Annotated in this window: 14 protein-coding genes and 1 riboswitch; of the genes, 4 read left to right on the plus strand and 10 right to left on the minus strand. The window is 72.4% G+C overall.

Annotation, left to right across the window (positions count from 1 at the left end):
* Window positions 1-162 precede the first annotated feature (162 nt).
* From JF597_RS33605 to JF597_RS33645, 9 genes are all read right to left on the minus strand, one after another.
* On the minus strand, window positions 163-843 hold the full coding sequence (locus JF597_RS33605) for a transglycosylase family protein (RefSeq protein WP_294004001.1): 681 nt from the start codon (window positions 841-843) through the stop codon (window positions 163-165).
* Window positions 844-847: 4 nt separating this feature from the next.
* Window positions 848-1,021: riboswitch (cyclic di-AMP (ydaO/yuaA leader) on the minus strand.
* 182 nt (window positions 1,022-1,203) lie between these two features.
* Window positions 1,204-2,223 (minus strand): transglycosylase family protein, encoded by a 1,020-nt coding sequence (locus JF597_RS33610; RefSeq protein ID WP_294004005.1) that lies wholly within the window; start codon window positions 2,221-2,223, stop codon window positions 1,204-1,206.
* Window positions 2,224-2,423: 200 nt separating this feature from the next.
* On the minus strand, window positions 2,424-3,677 hold the full coding sequence (locus JF597_RS33615; protein ID WP_294004008.1) for a cytochrome P450: 1,254 nt from the start codon (window positions 3,675-3,677) through the stop codon (window positions 2,424-2,426).
* Window positions 3,674-4,687, minus strand: a complete 1,014-nt coding sequence (locus JF597_RS33620; protein ID WP_294004011.1) for a nucleoside triphosphate pyrophosphohydrolase — start codon at window positions 4,685-4,687, stop codon at window positions 3,674-3,676. The genes JF597_RS33615 and JF597_RS33620 overlap by 4 nt, the downstream gene beginning before the upstream one ends.
* A gap of 109 nt (window positions 4,688-4,796) precedes the next feature.
* The gene (locus tag JF597_RS33625) at window positions 4,797-5,441 is read right to left on the minus strand and encodes a SurA N-terminal domain-containing protein (RefSeq protein ID WP_294004014.1); all 645 of its coding nucleotides are present in this window, start codon (window positions 5,439-5,441) and stop codon (window positions 4,797-4,799) included.
* A 171-nt stretch (window positions 5,442-5,612) separates the two neighbouring features.
* A complete protein-coding gene (locus tag JF597_RS33630; protein ID WP_294004016.1) occupies window positions 5,613-6,437 on the minus strand; it encodes a glycoside hydrolase domain-containing protein in 825 nt (274 codons plus the stop codon).
* Between the two features lie 75 nt (window positions 6,438-6,512).
* Complete coding sequence (locus JF597_RS33635) at window positions 6,513-8,000, minus strand: serine/threonine-protein kinase (protein WP_294004075.1); 1,488 nt, start codon at window positions 7,998-8,000, stop codon at window positions 6,513-6,515.
* A 38-nt stretch (window positions 8,001-8,038) separates the two neighbouring features.
* Window positions 8,039-8,650: a hypothetical protein gene (locus JF597_RS33640; protein ID WP_294004018.1), complete on the minus strand. Its 612-nt coding sequence runs from the start codon at window positions 8,648-8,650 to the stop codon at window positions 8,039-8,041.
* Window positions 8,651-8,836: 186 nt separating this feature from the next.
* Window positions 8,837-11,071 (minus strand): N-6 DNA methylase, encoded by a 2,235-nt coding sequence (locus tag JF597_RS33645; RefSeq protein WP_294004021.1) that lies wholly within the window; start codon window positions 11,069-11,071, stop codon window positions 8,837-8,839.
* Window positions 11,072-11,236: 165 nt separating this feature from the next.
* On the opposite strand from JF597_RS33645, the gene JF597_RS33650 reads away from it, so the two are divergent.
* From JF597_RS33650 to JF597_RS33665, 4 genes are all read left to right on the plus strand, one after another.
* Window positions 11,237-11,950, plus strand: a complete 714-nt coding sequence (locus JF597_RS33650) for a hypothetical protein (RefSeq protein ID WP_294004023.1) — start codon at window positions 11,237-11,239, stop codon at window positions 11,948-11,950.
* Between the two features lie 41 nt (window positions 11,951-11,991).
* Complete coding sequence (locus JF597_RS33655) at window positions 11,992-13,860, plus strand: M48 family metalloprotease (protein ID WP_294004026.1); 1,869 nt, start codon at window positions 11,992-11,994, stop codon at window positions 13,858-13,860.
* Window positions 13,857-14,978, plus strand: coding sequence for a hypothetical protein (locus JF597_RS33660; protein ID WP_294004029.1), 1,122 nt, complete (start codon window positions 13,857-13,859; stop codon window positions 14,976-14,978). The genes JF597_RS33655 and JF597_RS33660 overlap by 4 nt, the downstream gene beginning before the upstream one ends.
* 82 nt (window positions 14,979-15,060) lie before the next feature.
* A complete protein-coding gene (locus JF597_RS33665) occupies window positions 15,061-15,687 on the plus strand; it encodes a nucleotidyltransferase family protein (protein ID WP_294004032.1) in 627 nt (208 codons plus the stop codon).
* 20 nt (window positions 15,688-15,707) lie between these two features.
* Here JF597_RS33665 and JF597_RS33670 read toward each other — a convergent pair whose 3' ends face one another.
* Complete coding sequence (locus JF597_RS33670; protein WP_294004078.1) at window positions 15,708-16,445, minus strand: HNH endonuclease family protein; 738 nt, start codon at window positions 16,443-16,445, stop codon at window positions 15,708-15,710.
* Window position 16,446: the final 1 nt, after the last annotated feature.

Below are 16,446 nucleotides of genomic sequence, written 5' to 3' on the forward strand. Positions count from 1 at the left end.
CGGTGCGTACGGGGGAGAACGCACCGGGGCGGGGGGCCGTGGGGGACGGGGGTGGCCCTCACGTGGTCCCCACTATGGGGACCACGGTTGTGTGGGAGCTGTGGTTCAGCTGGGCGCCGCCCCATACTTTCGGCGGCCGCCCCGCGGGCTGCGTCAGGTGCCCTACTTCAGGTGCAGCTGCTGGCCCGGGTAGATGAAGTCGGCGTCGTCGACGATGTCCTTGTTCAGCTTGAACAGCGCCTGCCAGCCGCCCTTGACCTTGTGCTTCTCGGCGATCGAGCTGAGGGTGTCACCCTTGACGACCTTGTACTCGCCGTCGCCCTTCTTGACCTTCTTGCCGGTCGGGGTGGTGACGGTCTTCTTGGCGGCCGGGCGCTCGGCGGAGCGGGAGGCGGCCTGGGTGTCGGTCGAGCGGGCGCCGGCGCTGCTGCTCGACGAGCTGGAGCTGCTGGAGCCGCCGCCGCTGTAGGTGGCGCCGGACAGACCCGTGCCGCAGACCGGCCAGGCGCCCTTGCCCTGGGCGGCGAGGACCTTCTCGGCGATCTGGATCTGCTGCGCCTTGGTGGCCTGGTTGGCCTGCGCGGCGTACTGCGTGCCGCCGTACGCGGCCCAGGTGGAGGCGGAGAACTGCAGACCGCCGTAGTAGCCGTTGCCGGTGTTGATGGCCCAGTTGCCGCCGGACTCGCACTGGGCGACGGCGTCCCACTCGGAAGCGGTGGCGGCGGAGGCGCTGCCGGCCGCCATCAGCGGGGCGGCGACGGCGACGCCGGTGACACCGGCGACCGCGATGGCGCGGACGGCCTTGGACGGACGACGGTGCTTGCCCTTGCCGGAGAACAGCATGGATCGATCCCCTCACCGACGCCTGCGAGGTGAGCTGTCGGGTTCGGGCCGGTTGAGTTGCCCGGCCGCACACCGTGTGTCGGTGCGCGGCTTCACCCCGAGCCGGATCGGCGGCATCAACCACCGGGCCCGGCACTTACCTTGGGTCCCCCGCTCCTGCCTACGGCGCATGACGCGACGACTGTTCCCGGGCAGCCGCTGGCAGGACTCGGCGTTGCGACGGCCGGGGCTCGTGGTGACGAGCGGCCTCGACCGTAAACAGACGATCAGGCGAATTTCAAAGATGATCAGGGCTTCTGAGACTCATCCCACACTTTCACCAAAACGGACATTCAACTCGAAGCGGGGCGTCAACTCCCGCTACTTTTCGTCCGATTCGCTGCCGAGTTTCAGGGTCTGACCGGGGGCGATGGCGTTCGGGTCGGTGCCGATGTCCGCCTTGTTCGCGGCATAGAGCGCGCGCCATCCGCCGTCGAGGCCAAGGGAGTCGGCGATGGAGGCGAGGGTGTCGCCGTCGCGGACCGTGTAGGTGCCGCCGTCACGGGAGGCGTGCCGACCGGAGGAGGCGGCACTTTGACCGTTTGTCACACTTTCGTCCGCAGAACCACCACGATGCTTGCCGCCGCTGCCGACGGCTCCCGTGTCGACCAGGCTCCAAGAGCCTCCGGTCTGCCAGGAATTGTCCGAGCCGTCGGATTCAGGGACGACGGGACTCTCGCTCGCCTTCGAAGCGCCGGAGCCGGTGCCGGAATCGGATGATCCCGACTTGTCGGCCTTGCCGGACTTGCCGGAGGTGTCCGCCTTGGAGTCGCCGCCGGCACTCGTGCTCGGGGAGGGGGTGGCCGAGTCGCTCCCGGAATCCGCGGCGCCCGAGGAGGAATCGGAACCAGAAGAAGAGGACGAGGACGACGAGTTCGACAACCCGGAGGAGGAGTCCGCCGAGTCGGAGGAACCGGACGAACCACCCGAGTCGCCGAGTCCCGTGTCGACGTTCACCGAGGCGTCGTCGGAGGAGAGGCCGGCGAGCAGGGCACAGGTCCGCCAGGGCTTGGTGCCCTGGTCGGCGAGTATCTTCTCGGCGACGGCGATCTGCTGCGAACGGCTCGCCTGGTCCGGCGTACCGGCGTACTCCAGGCCGCCGTACTTGCTCCAGTCGTCCAGGGACATCTGGAGGCCGCCGTAGTAGCCGGTGCCGTTGTCGGCACTCCAGGAGCCGCCGCTCTCGCACTCGGCCACCTGGTCCCAGGTGGAGCCGTCGGCCGCGCTGGCGTTCACCGCACCCAAGAGCGGGATGGCGATGGCGGAGCCGGTCACCCCGGCCGCGACGAGGAGTGCCGGAGCCTGGCGGGGGCGACGGTGACGACCGTTCCCGGAGAGCATGCGGAAACCTTTCGAGCGACAGCGATGACCGGCACGGCGGTTCCCGCAGGGGCGCCGCGCTGATGGGTGAACGTATCCGCAGACGATCACTTGTCACAAGTTAATGCCGCGTAGATCACGTGAAGATCACAGACTTGAACGCCGGTCACCTTTTGCCCGTACGGACCGGTACGGGCCTCGGCGAGGGCCCGGCGGGGGCTTCAGCGGCCGGCCGGCGCGAACTCCACGGGCAGGGTGCGCAGTCCGCGCATGATGAGCCCGCCGCGCCACCGCAACTCGCTCTCGTCCACCGCGAGTCGCAGGTCGGGGAGGCGGGTGAGGAGGCCGGCGAGCGCGGTCTGCCCCTCCAGGCGGGCGAGGGGGGCGCCCAGGCAGTAGTGGATGCCGTGGCCGTAGCCCAGGTGCTGGTTGTCCCGCCGGGCGAGGTCGAGGGTGTCCGGGTCGGCGAACCGCTCCGGGTCCCGGTCGGCCGCCGCCAGGACGACCAGGACCGGATCGCCGGGCGCGATCCGCTGCCCGCCGATGACGACGGGCTCGGTGGCGAACCGCCAGGTGGCCAGCTCCACCGGCCCGTCGTAGCGCAGCAGTTCCTCGACACCGGTCTCCAGCAGTCCGCGCTCACCGGCGGCCAGAGACTCCTGCAGACGCGCCCGCTGCCCGGGGTGGGTGAGCAGCGCGTACGTCCCGTTACCGATCAAGTTGACGGTGGTCTCGAAACCCGCGAACAGCAGGATGAAGGCCATGGCCGCGGCCTCGTTCTCGGTGAGGTGCTCACCGTGGTCCGAGGCCCGGATGAGCCCGGAGATGAGGTCCTCGCCGGGACCGGCCTCGGCGGGCAGCGCCTCCCGCTTCCGGTGGATGAGCTCGGCCAGGTACCCACGCATCTTTTTCACGGACCGCGCTACCCCGCCCCGCGGCCCTCCCCCGTGCCGGATCATCATCCCCGCCCAGTCCCGGAAGTCGTCCTGGTCCTCGGGCGGCACGCCGAGCAGGTCGCAGATGGCGTAGATGGGGAGCGGGAAGGCGAACTCGTGGATGAGGTCGCCCTCGCCCCGCTCCGCGAACCCGTCGATGAGCCGGTCGGTCAGCTCCCGCACCCGTGGCGCGAACTCGGCCACCCGGCGCGGGGTGAACGCCTTGCTCACCAGTCGCCGCAGCCGGGTGTGGTCCGGCGGGTCGATGTTCAGCAGGTGCGTCATCAACTCGGCCTTGCGCTCACCGGGGATGCCGGTCTTCCCCTTGGCGTGCGCGGGCTCGTCGTGATGCGCCGGGTTCTTGGAGAGACGGGGGTCGGCAAGGGCCTGCTTGGCATCGGCGTACCGCGTGACCAGCCAGGCCTCCACCCCGCTGGGCAGCCGGGTCCGCCGCACGGGCTCGTGCTCCCGCAGCCAGGCGTAGGCCGGGTAGGGGTCGGCGGCGAACTCCCAGGTGAAGAGGTCGGGGGCGGCGGTCACCTCTCCACTCCCTCCGCCGCCCGCACCGCGTCCCGGTAGGCCCGGGCCGCCGCTCTCAGGGCTGCCTCCGGGTCGACGCCTTCGGTCTCGGCGCGGGCCGCCAGGGCGAGCAGTTCGTAGCCGATGCCCGGCGCCTGCGGCAGCGGCACCTCGAGGCCGGCCGTCCGTACCCGGGAGGCCAGCTTCGCCGCCAGTGCGAGGCCCGGCTGGGCGAGGGGTATCCCGTCCGTCACGGACGCGCGCCGCTTCTCCACCGCCTTCGTCCGCAGCCAGTGCTCCTTGACCTCCTCCGGGGTGGACGCGGTCTCGTCGCCGAAGACGTGCGGGTGGCGGTGGATGAGCTTGGCGACGATGCCGCCCGCGACGTCGTCGATGGAGAAGGGGGCGTCCGGGTCCTCCTCCGCGATCCGCGCGTGGAAGACGACCTGGAGGAGCACGTCGCCCAGTTCCTCGCGCAGTTCGTCGCGGTCGCCCTCCTCGATCGCCTCGACGAGTTCGTACGCCTCCTCGATGCCGTACTTGGCGAGACCCTGGTGGGTCTGCCGGGAGGACCAGGGGCACTCCGCGCGGATCCGGTCCATGACCTGGACGAGGTCGAGGAGGCGGGCGCCCGGCAGGTCGTAGGAGGCGGGGAGCAGCTCCAGCTCGGGCATCGGGACGCGGCCGGAGCCGGCCAGCCGGGCCAGGCCGTCGGTGAGGGCGGGCTCGCCCTCGCCCGTCGCCACGACCACCACGGTCCGGCCGCCGGCGCAGGCGTCGACCAGTTCCTCGGCGGTGGGGGCGGCCTCGTCCACGGCGGTCCCGGCCTCGCGCAGATACGGCAGCTGCGGATGCGCGCCGTCCGCGCACAGCACGCGGTCCGCCGCGCGCAGTGCCTGCCAGGCGGGCCAGGACAGCAGGCCGGGGGCGACCCGGTGGCTGGTGGTGAGCAGGACGACCCGGCCGGTGCCGGCGGCCGCGGGCGTGGCAGAGGGGTCCGGGGTGGTGGGTTCGGGCCTGGTGGTGTTCACGCTCCGAACGTAACGCACCGCCGCCGCCCACCTCGCGGTTCGTCCACAGGGTGGGGGCGGTCAAGTGATCGTATGACCGCAGCGGAGGCGACCGCCCCGGCGGCCTGTCCTACGCCGACACCTGCGTCCCGGCCGAGGTGACCTCCCGTACCCACGGCGTCCTGGCGTCCACCCGGCTGCTCTTCTGGACGTCCCAGGCGCCGTAGCGCGGGTTGAGTTCGACGTGGAGCTCCTTGGAGGCGCTGGCCAGGGCCTTCCAGAAGGCGGGCTGCGAGGTGTCGGTGCCGAGCACGTCGGCGAGCTTCTTGGCCTCCACCTGGAAGCGGAGGTTGTCGTCCAGCCGGCTGGGGGCGATGCCGTACTTCTGCAGCCAGGCCGTCTGCAGGGCCGCGGAACCGCCGGCCTGCTGTTCGAGGCCGGAGCGCATCTGCTCGACGTCGGCGCGGGTGACGCTGACGCCCGCGGTCCGGGCGGCCCGGTGCAGCACCTGGTCGAGGACCATGTTGTACAGGGTGTCCCGGGTGAGGCTGCTGGTGGAGGCGAGGACCTGCTGGTACTGCGTCTGGTCCGGCACCGCGGCGCGCTGCGCCCGGCGCACCTCGTTCACGCGGTTCTCCAGCTGCGAGACGGTGATCCGCTGGCCGCCCACGACGGCCGCCGCGCCCGGGTGCGCGTCGCTTCCGCAGGCGGTCAGGAAGGGGGCCGCGGCAATCACGGCGGTGAGGAGGAGCGCGGTGCGACGGCGGCGGTGCAAGGGTGCCTCCCGAGGAGATTGTGCGACGGTGCACAAAGTCTTGCGGTGATCGGTGGTAGGCAGTGGGCAGGCTCTGGCCAACCCATTCGACCAACGATTCACACGCGCGTCCGGCACCGCCGCGCCACCCTCCGCAAGGGTTTGCGGACCGGGTTCCGGTCCGGCCCGGCCTCAGCCGGTGATCGCCACCGGGCCGTCCCACGCGTCACGGTCCACGGTGATCGTGTAACCCCCGTGCGTCTCCTTGCTGTTCACCATGTACTGGTGGCCCCGGCTGTGCCCGGTGAACTGGGTCGAGCCGAACGGCCAGTCGGTGGTCGTGGTGTTCTGCTTGTCCCACAGCGCGTACCAGAGGTTGCCCGGCAGGTCCGTCTTGTCGGTGGCGTTCGCGATCGCCTTGGCGCTGGAGCTGGTGAAGCCGTAGAGGCCGGCGCGGTACGTCTTCGCGCGCAGTTCCTTGTCGAAGGCGCGGACGTACGTCAGCACGGCGTTGTTGCACGACGTGTTCGTCGTGTCGTACGCCTCCATGTCGAGGTAGATCGGGCTGCCGGCCTTCATGCCGAGCGCGGCGGCCTTGGACACGGCGTCGTCCGCCTCGGACTTGCCGACGGAGGCGGCGGTGGAGGCGCTGATCTTCACCGAGCCGCCGGATCCGCAGGACGGCTGGGCGCCGACGTAGAGCGGGATGAGCTTCCAGCCCGTCGCGGAGACCGACTTGACCCAGGAGGCGGTGAGGTTGGGCTGGGCGCAGCCTCGGTTCTTGCCGCCGATGTAGACGGCGGCGGCACCGTAGAAGCCGGTGTTCCAGGCCTTCATCACGGTGGCGGAGGGCGCGGCGCAGGTGTCGAACGCGCGGCCGGTGAACGTCTTCTGGGCGGGCCAGGTGGTGGCCGCCATGGAGGTCTGGGCGGCGATCCCGGCCCCCGCGACGACCGCGGCGCCCGCGACGCCCCAGGTGATGTATCTGCGCTTCTTCGACTGCCGATGGCTGGACATGCCGGAACCCCACCCCTGTGTCTTGCTGTGCGGCAAGCTGTGCGAAAAGTAGATGCAGTATGCACTGCGCGGGAACTAGCCGCGCATCTGGCCCAGCCAGTGCAGCGTCCGCCGCACTTCGCCCGCCAGGGGATGGCCGGGCCCGTGCAGCCGTTCCACGTCGAACAGCAGCCGGGTGAGCGTGTCGTGGGCGGCCGGCCGGTCGCCGAGGGCGAGCAGCAGATGGCCGATCCGGCGACGTACCTCGTGCGCGAGCTGCGGGTCGCCGGCCACGTACTGGTTCTCGTAGTACGGCAGCAGCGCGCGGTACTCCGCGAGCGCGGCCGCGGGTTCGCCGAGCTGTTCCAGGCACTGGGCGGTCTCGTAGCGGAAGCGCAGGACCTGCGGGTCGGCCTGGCCGGCCTCGGCGGCGCGTTCGTCGGCGAGGCGGCGTAGTTCGGGCAGCGCGCGCCGGTACTGCCCGTCGTCCATCAGCGTGGCCGCGTACTGCTTGCGGAGGGTGCGTACGACCGCGGAGCGTTCGCCGTGCTGGTCGGCGGCGACGGGCAGGATCGCGCCCAGGATGTCGACGGCCTGGGTGATGCGCCCCTCCCCGAGCAGTCGCTTGACCTCGTCGACGGCGGCGGCGACATCCGGTCTGTCCGGTACGGCGGCCACGGGGGCTGCGGGCTGGGGTGCGGGCGTGCGCGCCCGGTCCGGCCAGGGGGCGTGCGGGCGCAGGAAGGGGCGCGTGGGGTCCAGGGGCGCCCCGGATGGGGTGCCGCGCGCGGGCAGGAGCGCTGCCAGGTCCTCGTAGACCTCCTGCGCGGACGCGGGGCGGTGCTGCGGGTCCTTGGCGAGCAGGCGCAGCACGAGGCTCTCCAGCGCCTCCGGGACCTCGGGGCGGGTCCGGCGTACCGGCACCGGCGGTTCGTACAGGTGCCGGTGGAGCACGCCGAGTGCCGTGGAGCCAGCGAACGGTACCTCTCCGCTGAGCAGTTCGTGCAGCAGCACGCCGAGCGCGTACAGGTCGGTGTAGGGGCCCACTGCGCCGCCCATCGCCTGCTCGGGCGCCATGTAGGCGGGCGAGCCGATCGGGGAGCCGGTGTGGGTGAGGCGGGTGGTGTCCGTGTCCATGACGGAGGCGACGCCGAGGTCGAGGACGGTGACCGTGCCGTCCTGCTTCACCATCACGTTGCGCGGCTTGAGGTCGCGGTGGACGATCGGCACCGCGTGCACGGCGCTCAGCACGGCGCACAGCTGCGCGGCCACCGCCACCGCCCACTGCCACGGGTAGGGGTCGTGCTCCGCCAGGTGGTCGGAGAGGTCGGCGCCGTCCACGTACTGCATGACGAGGAAGAGTTCCTCGCCCTCGCTGCCCGCGTCGTGCACGGTGACCAGGCCGGGGTGGTCGACCTGCGCGGTGACCCGGCACTCCCGCAGGAACCGGCGGCGCAGTTCCTCCGCCTCCGCGCCCGCCACCTTGTCGGGGCGCAGCAGCTTCACGGCGACGCGCCGGTCGAGCCGCTGGTCGTACGCCGTCCAGACCTGGCCCATGCCGCCCTGCCCGATGAGCGTGGACAGCTCGTAGCGGCCGGCGACGACCCGTCCCGTCGCCACGGTCACCGTCCGCCCTCGTGGTCGCCCTCGCGGTGCCCGTCGTGCTTGCGCAGATAGTCACTGAGTTCGTCGAGTTCGGCGCGCACCTGGTCGATCCGGGCGGGCGCCGGGCGCTGCGGCGGCGCGGGTACCGGCGACTGCGAGAGCGGCGGCCGGGGCACCGGGGGAACGGAGTGCGCGGGTGGGACCGGGGTGTGCGGGGGCAGGGTCCCCGTGGTGTACGGCGAGACGGGGGGCGCGTAGGCGTAGGTCTGCGCCCTGTACGCCTCGCGCTGCCGCTGGAAGTGGCGTACGTCGGCCACCAGGTAGTAGACGACGGCGCCCAGGAGCGTGCCGAACAGGAGCGTGATCCCCAGGTAGCCACCGGGGGTGTGCACGTCGTCGCCGGGTTCGCTGCCCAGCAGCACGATGCTGAGGACGTCGGCCGCGACGGCCGCCACCATCACGCCGATGTCGACCGGTCTGCGGGTGACGACGGCCAGCCGCAGCAGCATCGCCCACGCCAGGAAGCCGGCGCTGAACACCCCGAGCGCCACGAACACCACACGCAGCAGGACCAGTACCGCGTCGTGCGGCGGCCGCTGCACCGGCTGCGCATGGCCCTGGCCTTGCATGATCGCTCCTGTGTGCGTGTAAAGGGCGTACGTGAAAAGGGCGTACGTGCCCGTCCGGTGCCAGTCCGCCCGCGGACGGCACCGGTCGTGCGATGGTGGGGTCGAGCATATGGCCCGGCGCGGACAACCGGTTCGGGTTGTACCGAACCGTTGTCGGACCGACTGCCCGCGGACCCCGGAGGGTGATCAGCCGGGCGCGACGGTCCCGTCGGTGAGGCCGTCGTACATCCCGCGCACGAGGTGTTCCCCGAGCCGGCTCGCGTGGCGCAGCGCCCGTTCGAACTCGTCGAGCGCGCGGAAACGGGCGCCGTAGCGCCGCTGTTCCGCCAGGGGGAGCCGGGGCAGCTGCAGCCGGCGCACGTCCAGCCGGGTCGCCGTGGAGGCGTAGCTGCTGGCCTGCCGGTTGTTGGCGGTGCCGCGCAGGAAGCCGGCGAGGAACCACGGGTCGAGGGCGGCGTGGTCGGGGCGCAGCAGCACCAGGTTGCGTCCCAGAACCGCGCCCGCCGTCGCGTCGTCGATCACCCGTGTCACCGAGCCCCCGCCGAGGACCGGTACGACGACGTCGCCCGGCTCGGTCAGCACGGCCTCCTCGTCGCTCTCCGGCAGGGTGCCCGAGGGAGCCGTCGCGGCGAGGACGTCGTGGTCGGTGAGCACGGGCACGCGCGCGTGCCCGCCGTTCCCGCCGGTGCGCAGGACCAGCGCGCCCGCGCGCGCGAGTTCGCCGACGGTGGTGAGCGGCCAGCGGGCGGGCGGCGCCTGGTCGGCCGGCGGCGGGGTGAGGTCGACGGTCAGGCGCAGGGTCTCGCCGAGCCGTTCGCGGACCGCCGTGAGCTCTTCGGCGCCGTCGGCCGCGGCCGGCGGGGGCAGATGGCGGGCGGGGGCGAGGTCCACATCGTCGTCGAGGAGTTCGATGACCGGCACCGCACGGGCCTGCCCCGGCCGTTCCACCGGCCCCCCGTCGCGTGCGAAGGCACGCCAGGCGTCCAGGACGGCGTCCCGTACCGCCGCCCAGTCGGGGCCGCCCCGCCCCTCCCCGGCGAACCTCCCGGTGTCCACGAGCAGCACCTCGGGCGTGGCCGGTGTCCGGTCCGGCCGGCGCAGTACCCACAGGTGCAGCGGGATGCTGTACGGCGGCGCCGCCCCGGCCGGCAGCGCGACGAGCGCCCGCAGCGCTCCCCTGCGCAGCAGGTCGGCGCGGATCCGGCGTCCGGAACGGCGGGACGCGACGGCCGGCGGCATCAGCAGGACCGCGGTGCCGCCGTCGGCGAGCCGGGCCAGGGCGTGCTGCACCCAGGCCAGTTCCGACTCGGTGCGTGCGGGGAAGCCGTACTCCCAGCGCGCGTCGTAGGCCAGTTCGTCGTGGCCCCAGTTGCGCTCGTTGAACGGCGGGTGGCACAGCACCGCGTCGGCGCGCAGCTCCGGGTAGGCGTCGGCGCGCAGGGTGTCGCCGACGGCGCCGTGCACCGCGGCCCGGGAGTGCAGCGCGAGCCGCAGCGCGGTGAGCGCGGCGAGGTCGGGGGCGCTGTCCTCGGCGTAGAGCTCCTGGTCGGGGCGGACGTCGACGGCCCGCAGCAGGGCGCCGGTTCCGCAGGCCGGGTCCAGCACGGTGCGGGCGGGGCCGGCCAGGTCGGCCATGAGACCGGCGAGTTCGGACGGGGTGAGCGTGTACTGGCGGGGGTTGGCGTCCAGGTGCCGGCCCAGCAGGAACTCGAACGCCTGCCGGGCCCCGGCCTCGGCGGCCAGTTCGGCCGCGCCGCGCAGGAGTGGGACGGAGGGGAGCAGCTGGGGGCCCGTGGGGGTGCGGACGGCGGGGGCGGCGGGGGGTACGGGGGCGGTGGACGGTGCGGGGGGCGCGGGCACGGCGGCCATGCCGGGGGTCGTGCCGGGGGTCGTGCCGGGGGTCGTCGGTGCGGCGTTCACAGGGTGGTTGGCCGGTGCGGTGTTCACACCTTGTGCACCGCGGGACCTGTTCACAGCTTCGGCGGCGGTCGTGGGCCGGCCGCTGTGAACCGCGCGCTCCGCCGAGCCGCCGAGGCGCGCGGTCAGCACCTGCTCCAGCTCGGCCGGCAGCATCGCGGCCAGGCGCTCGTCGGAACCGGCGCTCACGTGCAGCCAGACGGTGGGGCGCTCATGGATCAGCAGGAGCGCACAACCGGCGTGCACCAGCGCCGTCAGCGCACCGTCGGGGTGCCCGGCGAGTTGCTGCCAGACCCGCTCGCGCAGCGGGACCTCGGCGAGTTTGCCCTGCTTGCGCAGCCAGGCCTCGACCTCGGCGAGCGCGAAGGAGGGACTGGTCTCGGTGCCGCCGACCGGCTTGGGGAAGTCGGCGTGCCGGCGGCGCCAGTTGCTGACGGCGGCGCGGCCCACCCCGGCGAGCCGTGCGATGCCAGCCGCGGTCACCTCTGTGGCGTTGTCCTGCACGCGGCCTCGCTCCCCTTGACCCATGTGTGCACCGAGCATACCGACGCGCACAAGATCCCCTGCTTCACGGACGTGTACACCTCGCTCCACGCAAGTCATGTTGACTCGGTTCACAGCCTCTGCTGTTATTGACTCACCACTTCACCGACTCCCGAAGGACTCCCGATGCGTCTCCCGTCCCGTGCCGTGATGCTGATAGCCGCCGCGGCCCTTCCGCTGGCCCTGACCGCCTGTTCCTCCGGTTCCACCGGCTCCGCCACCGACACCGGTACCGGCACGAGCGCCGAGCCCGCCAAGGCGAAGGACCCCAACTCCGGGCTCGACACGGGCACGCAGCTGAAGAAGGCGCTGGCGCCCGCCTCGGCGTTCCCTTCCGGGCTCACCCTTGAGTCCGACGGTTCCGCGGACAGCGGTGGCCAGTTCCTCGCTCCGACCGGCCCGAAGGCCGGGAAGCCGGACTGCACCAGGCTGGAGACCACGTCCTGGATCCAGGTGTCCGGCTACAAGGGCGGGGTGTCGTTCGCGCAGAACGGCTACGCGAACAAGACCGAGGAAGTGGACCAGGAGATCGACGCCTTCCAGGGCACCACGGCGACCGCCGTGATGAAGGCGCTGCGGGCCGTGGCCGCCGAGTGCGCCACGTACACGGACACCGACGCGCACGCCAAGGTGAAGCTCACCGGCACGGCCACGGCCGGACTCGGCGACGAGGCCTTCACCATGACGCTGACGAGCGGCTACTGGGAGAACGGCACCACGCTGGTCGCGGCCCGTTCCGGCAGCTCCGTGGTCACCGTGCTGTCCACCGCGGGCAGCGACAACGGCGCCGCGTCCGCGAGGAAGGTGACGACGACGATCCTGTCGGCGCTGAAGAAGTAGCTGAAGCAGCAGCTTCCGTTCCGTTTCCGTGAAGGATGCCGATGCGCCTGAGGTCCCGTCCCGCCGACCGGGCGGCCCCCGGGGAAACCGCCGTACGAGAGCGCGCCGTACGCGAACCCGGCGTGCCCGGAGCACCGCTGCGTGCCGCGCTCGTTCTCGGCCTGCTCCTCGGCTTCTACCTGCTGGCCCTCCTCATCCTCGTCGCACTCGCGGGCCTGGACGTCTTCCTGGCCCGGGGTCCGGGCCTCACGGTCATGGCCGTCGAGGGCTGGCTCGGCTCGCTGGCGATCGCCTGGTGCGTGGTGCGGGTCGTCCTGCTCACCCGCGGCCCCGGGGACGGGCGGGACGAGCTGCCCGGTGTGCCGCTGGCGCCGCGTGAGCAGCCGGAGCTGTGGCGGCGGGTGCGGGAGCTCGCCGATCGGGTGGGCACTCGGCCGCCCACGGAGATCCGGGTGATCCCGGGTGCCAACGCCATGGTGCGGGAGGACGCCCGCTGGCTCGGGCTGGTCGCGGGCGAACGGCGGCTCTTCCTCGGCGCGGCGCTGCTGATCGGTCTGCCGCAGGACGAACTCCACGCCGTGCTCGGGCACGAACTGGGCCACTACGCCTCCGACGACACCCGGCTGGGCGGCCTGCTCTGGGCGCTGCACGGCAGGCTGCTGCACATCACGCACACCTTGCGGCAGCGGGCCGCGCGTGAGGAGGCCGAGGAGAAGGCGAGGACCGCCGCACGGGCCGCACGGCGCCGGGCGGCCGGCAAACCGGCACCGCTGAAGCGGGAGCCCACGCGGGGCCCGGACCACTACCTGGCCCTCGTCTTCTCCGCGTACGCGCGGTGGTGTCTGCGGCTGACCGAGACCGTCAGCCGTCGACAGGAGTACGCGGCCGACCTGGTGGCCGCCCAGGTCGCCGGGCCGGGCACCACGGCCGCCGCGCTGCGCCGCATCCCCGTGCTCGAAACCGCCGACGACCTCTACCTGCGCGAGTACGCCCTGCTGGGCAGCGACGCCGGCCTGCTGCCGCCGGAAGGACAGTTCCACGGCGGGCTCGCGCTCCTGCTGGCGGACCCCGCGCGCCGGACGGACCTGGAAGCGTGGGCCCGCCAACCGCTCCCGTCGGTGTCCCCCGAGGAACGCTCCCCGTACGACAGCCACCCGCCCACGGCCGACCGCGTCGCGGCACTGGAGGCGCTCCCCGAGTTCCCCGAGCCCCCCGAACTCCCCGAGCACTCCGGGCTCTCCGAGTTCCCCGGCCACGGACACGGCACCGCGCGCCCCCGGCCGCCCGCCCTCGCGCTGCTCCGGGAGCCGGACCGCCTCTTCGCCGCACTGGAACGAGCCGTACTGCCCCGGGAGGCGCTGTCCTGGCGGCGGGTGCCCTGGGCCGAACTGCCCGCGCGGGCCCGGCGCGAGAGCTGGGCGCGCGAAGCGGGGCCGCTGCTGGAGGCCGTGGCCCAGGTGGCCGGCGCGAGGGGCATCGCCGTGTCGGGGGCATCCGCGGTGACGCACCTCGGCTACCTCCTGGACCTGGTCGACCACGGCCTGCTGCACGACATGGCCGACCGGCTGCCCAGATCGGAGCAGGCCGGCCGGAGCAGTGGGCGGGTGGCACGCGAGTTCGGCAGGACCGCCTTCCGTGCGGCCCTGCGCGGACTCGCGCTGCTCACCGCACTGGACACCGGGCTGTGCCGGTGGGAGCTGTGCTGGTCGGGGCCCGCGGTGCGAGTGGTGGCCCCCGAGCGGTTCGCCGAGACGCTGGAGCAGGCCCTGGACCACGTGGTCGCCGAGCCGCCCGGCACGGCTCCCCTGCGGGCTCTGCTGCTGTCCGGCGACGGCCACGCTCCGACCACCCCCGCGCCCATCTCGTCAACCGCCCTCTTCGGCGGCTCCTACCCGAAAGACCCGGTATGAACGTCCTGATCGACATCGCCGGTGCCGGCGCCCTCCTCTACGCGGCCGTCACCATCCCGCGCAACGCCCGCAAGGCGCGGGCGCTCCGGGCGGAGGCGAAGGCCAAGGCGCCGGTCAACATCGACCCCGCCAAGTACGGGCTGGTGCCCGCCGCCCACCTCGACAGCCGTTTCGCGGGCCCCGATCCCGAGGCCGACGCGGTCGCGGCGGCCGCCCTCGCCGGTGACTGGCGGCGGGCCGCCGCCTACCTGGCCGGGGCGGGCCGCGACTGGGACCTGCGCTGGTACCGGCTCGGCATCCTCGTACACGCCGCCGCCGAGGACGACGCCTGGCTCAAGGCGTGGCGGACCGAGTACCCCGGCGACCCGTCCGCCGCCCTCGTGCACGCCGACGCGCTGGTCGTGCTCGCGGGCAAGGTCCGCGGCGCCAAACAGGCGAAGCACACCACGGCCGAGCAGTTCGAGGGCTTCCACCGGCTGCTCGCCGAGGCGCTGCCCGCCTGCCAGGAGGCCGCCTGGATGGCGCCCGAGGACCCCTCCCCCTGGATCGCGCAGATCTCCATCGCGCTGGGGCTCGGCTGGCCGCACGACGACTTCCGGGCGCTGTGGGCCGAGATCACCGCACGCGATCCGTACCACTTCGGAGCGCACGCGCGAGCCCTGCAGTACTGGTGCGCCAAGTGGCGGGGTTCGCACGACCTGATGTACGCGTTCGCCGAGCAGGCCGCGGCCACCGCGCCGCAGGGCAGCCTGCTGCCCGTGCTGCGCCTGGACGCACTGATGGAGCACGCGTTCCGGGAGCCGAAGGCGCCCGTGTACGACCAGCCGTTCGTGCAGGCGGCCGTGGACGCCACCCTGGACGCCGTGGACCGGGCACCGGCCGGGCACCACCGGCTGCCGACGGTGCGGCACCTGCTGGCGGACACCCTGTTCCAGACGAAACGGTACGCGGAGGCCGTCGAGCAGTTCCGGGCGGTCGGCGGCCACATCGGCAGCCCGCCGTGGTCGTACTCCGCGAACCCGGTCAAGGCGTTCGTCTTCGCCCGCACCAACACCTTCGTGGCCTGGGAGAAGGCAGGCTGCCCGGCCCCTCCGCCGCGCGGCCACCTGGGCCGGTGACACCCGCGCAGCCTCGGTGTCCACAAGGTTCGTTTACAACCAGCCGCAGGTGCCGCGGACCATGTTGTGGTAGGCAGGGTTCGTGATCGGCCGCCTCCCCCTTGACGAGCAACTTGAGTGCCTGCGTGAGACGTTGTCCCGGAACGAGGTGTTGACGGAGGTACTGGCGCGCACGGCGACGTTGGGTCTGCCCGGGTGGTACGTGACGGCCGGGTGCCTGTTCCAGACCGTATGGAACGTGGTCACGGGCAGGCCGCCGACCAGGGGTATCAAGGACTACGACGTCTTCTACTTCGACGCCGGCGATGTGTCCTGGGAGGCGGAGGACGCTGTGATCAAGACAGGACGGGAGGTCTTCTCCGGTCTGCCCGTAGAGGTCGAGATCCGGAACGAGGCCCGGGTGCACCTCTGGTACGAGGACAGGTTCGGGGTGGCGTGTCCTCCGTACGAGTCCACCGAGGCGGCGATCGACAGCTTTGCCTCGACCACGTGCTGTCTGGGAGTGCGTGCCGAGGCGGACAACAAGTGGCGTGTGTACGCGCCGCATGGGCTGTCGGACGTGTTCAACCTCGTCGTCCGGCCGAACCCGGTGCTCGCGCCGCGGTCCGTCTACGAGGCCAAGGCGGCGCGGTGGCTCGGACAATGGCCTGAGCTGACCGTCCTGGAATGGCCCTCCACGAGCCCCACGGCTCCCTCGGCCCGGGGTTGACGCCGACCGCGTCGGCCGGGTCAGCCGCCGCACTGCGTCAGCATCGTCCGCTTGTCCGCGGCCGTCACCGGAAGGTCGTACTTCAACGACACCTGGGCGAAGCGCACCGCGTAGGAGCAGCGGATCTGCTTGTCGGGGGGCAGCCAGCTGGCGGGCCCCGAGTCGCTCTTGGCGCCGTTGGCGGGGCCGTCCACGGGAATCAGGTTGAGCGGGTCGTTGGCGATGTCCTCCCGCTTGTCCTTCGTCCAACGGGCCGCGCCCATCTGCCAGTCGTACGACAGTGGCATGACGTGGTCTATCTGCACCGTCGTGGCGTGTGACTTGGTCCACTCGATGGTCTTGCCCGTGTACGGATCGTGCAGCGTCATGGAGGCGACGACACAGTCGGATCCGGCCCGGAAACGGACCTTCTCACCATCGCGTTTCAGAAGATCGTTTCTCGAGTCGCAGCCGTTGTGAGCAAAGGGTATGCCGCCTGGAGCAGAGTCCATCCAGGCGTAGCCGAACTTGTCCCTCTCATAGCCCGTCTTGGGCCCGCGTCCCTTCGTCGCCACCTTTTCGATCAGCGACCGCGCCTTCGCCCTGTCGGCGGTGGAGGTGATCGCCCCGAGCCCCGGTTTCGTGCCGTCCGGATTGTCCAGCGGGTTCACGGCCCGGCCGTCACCGGTGGTCGAGACGGCAGAACCGGTTGATCCACTGCCCTCAGGTGGAGCAATGTCCTTGCAGCCGGCCACGGCGAAGACCATGACGACGGCCATG

The organism is Streptomyces sp. (assembly GCF_019510245.1).
Lineage (GTDB): Bacteria > Actinomycetota > Actinomycetes > Streptomycetales > Streptomycetaceae > Streptomyces.

Bases quoted from the DNA above. Each gene is read 5' to 3' on its own strand.
- JF597_RS33605 (WP_294004001.1), bottom strand. From the start codon at position 843: ATGCTGTTCTCCGGCAAGGGCAAGCACCGTCGTCCGTCCAAGGCCGTC.
- JF597_RS33610 (WP_294004005.1), bottom strand. From the start codon at position 2,223: ATGCTCTCCGGGAACGGTCGTCACCGTCGCCCCCGCCAGGCTCCGGCA.
- JF597_RS33630 (WP_294004016.1), bottom strand. From the start codon at position 6,437: ATGTCCAGCCATCGGCAGTCGAAGAAGCGCAGATACATCACCTGGGGC.
- JF597_RS33640 (WP_294004018.1), bottom strand. From the start codon at position 8,650: ATGCAAGGCCAGGGCCATGCGCAGCCGGTGCAGCGGCCGCCGCACGAC.
- JF597_RS33650 (WP_294004023.1), top strand. From the start codon at position 11,237: ATGCGTCTCCCGTCCCGTGCCGTGATGCTGATAGCCGCCGCGGCCCTT.
- JF597_RS33655 (WP_294004026.1), top strand. From the start codon at position 11,992: ATGCGCCTGAGGTCCCGTCCCGCCGACCGGGCGGCCCCCGGGGAAACC.
- JF597_RS33660 (WP_294004029.1), top strand. From the start codon at position 13,857: ATGAACGTCCTGATCGACATCGCCGGTGCCGGCGCCCTCCTCTACGCG.
- JF597_RS33670 (WP_294004078.1), bottom strand. From the start codon at position 16,445: ATGGCCGTCGTCATGGTCTTCGCCGTGGCCGGCTGCAAGGACATTGCT.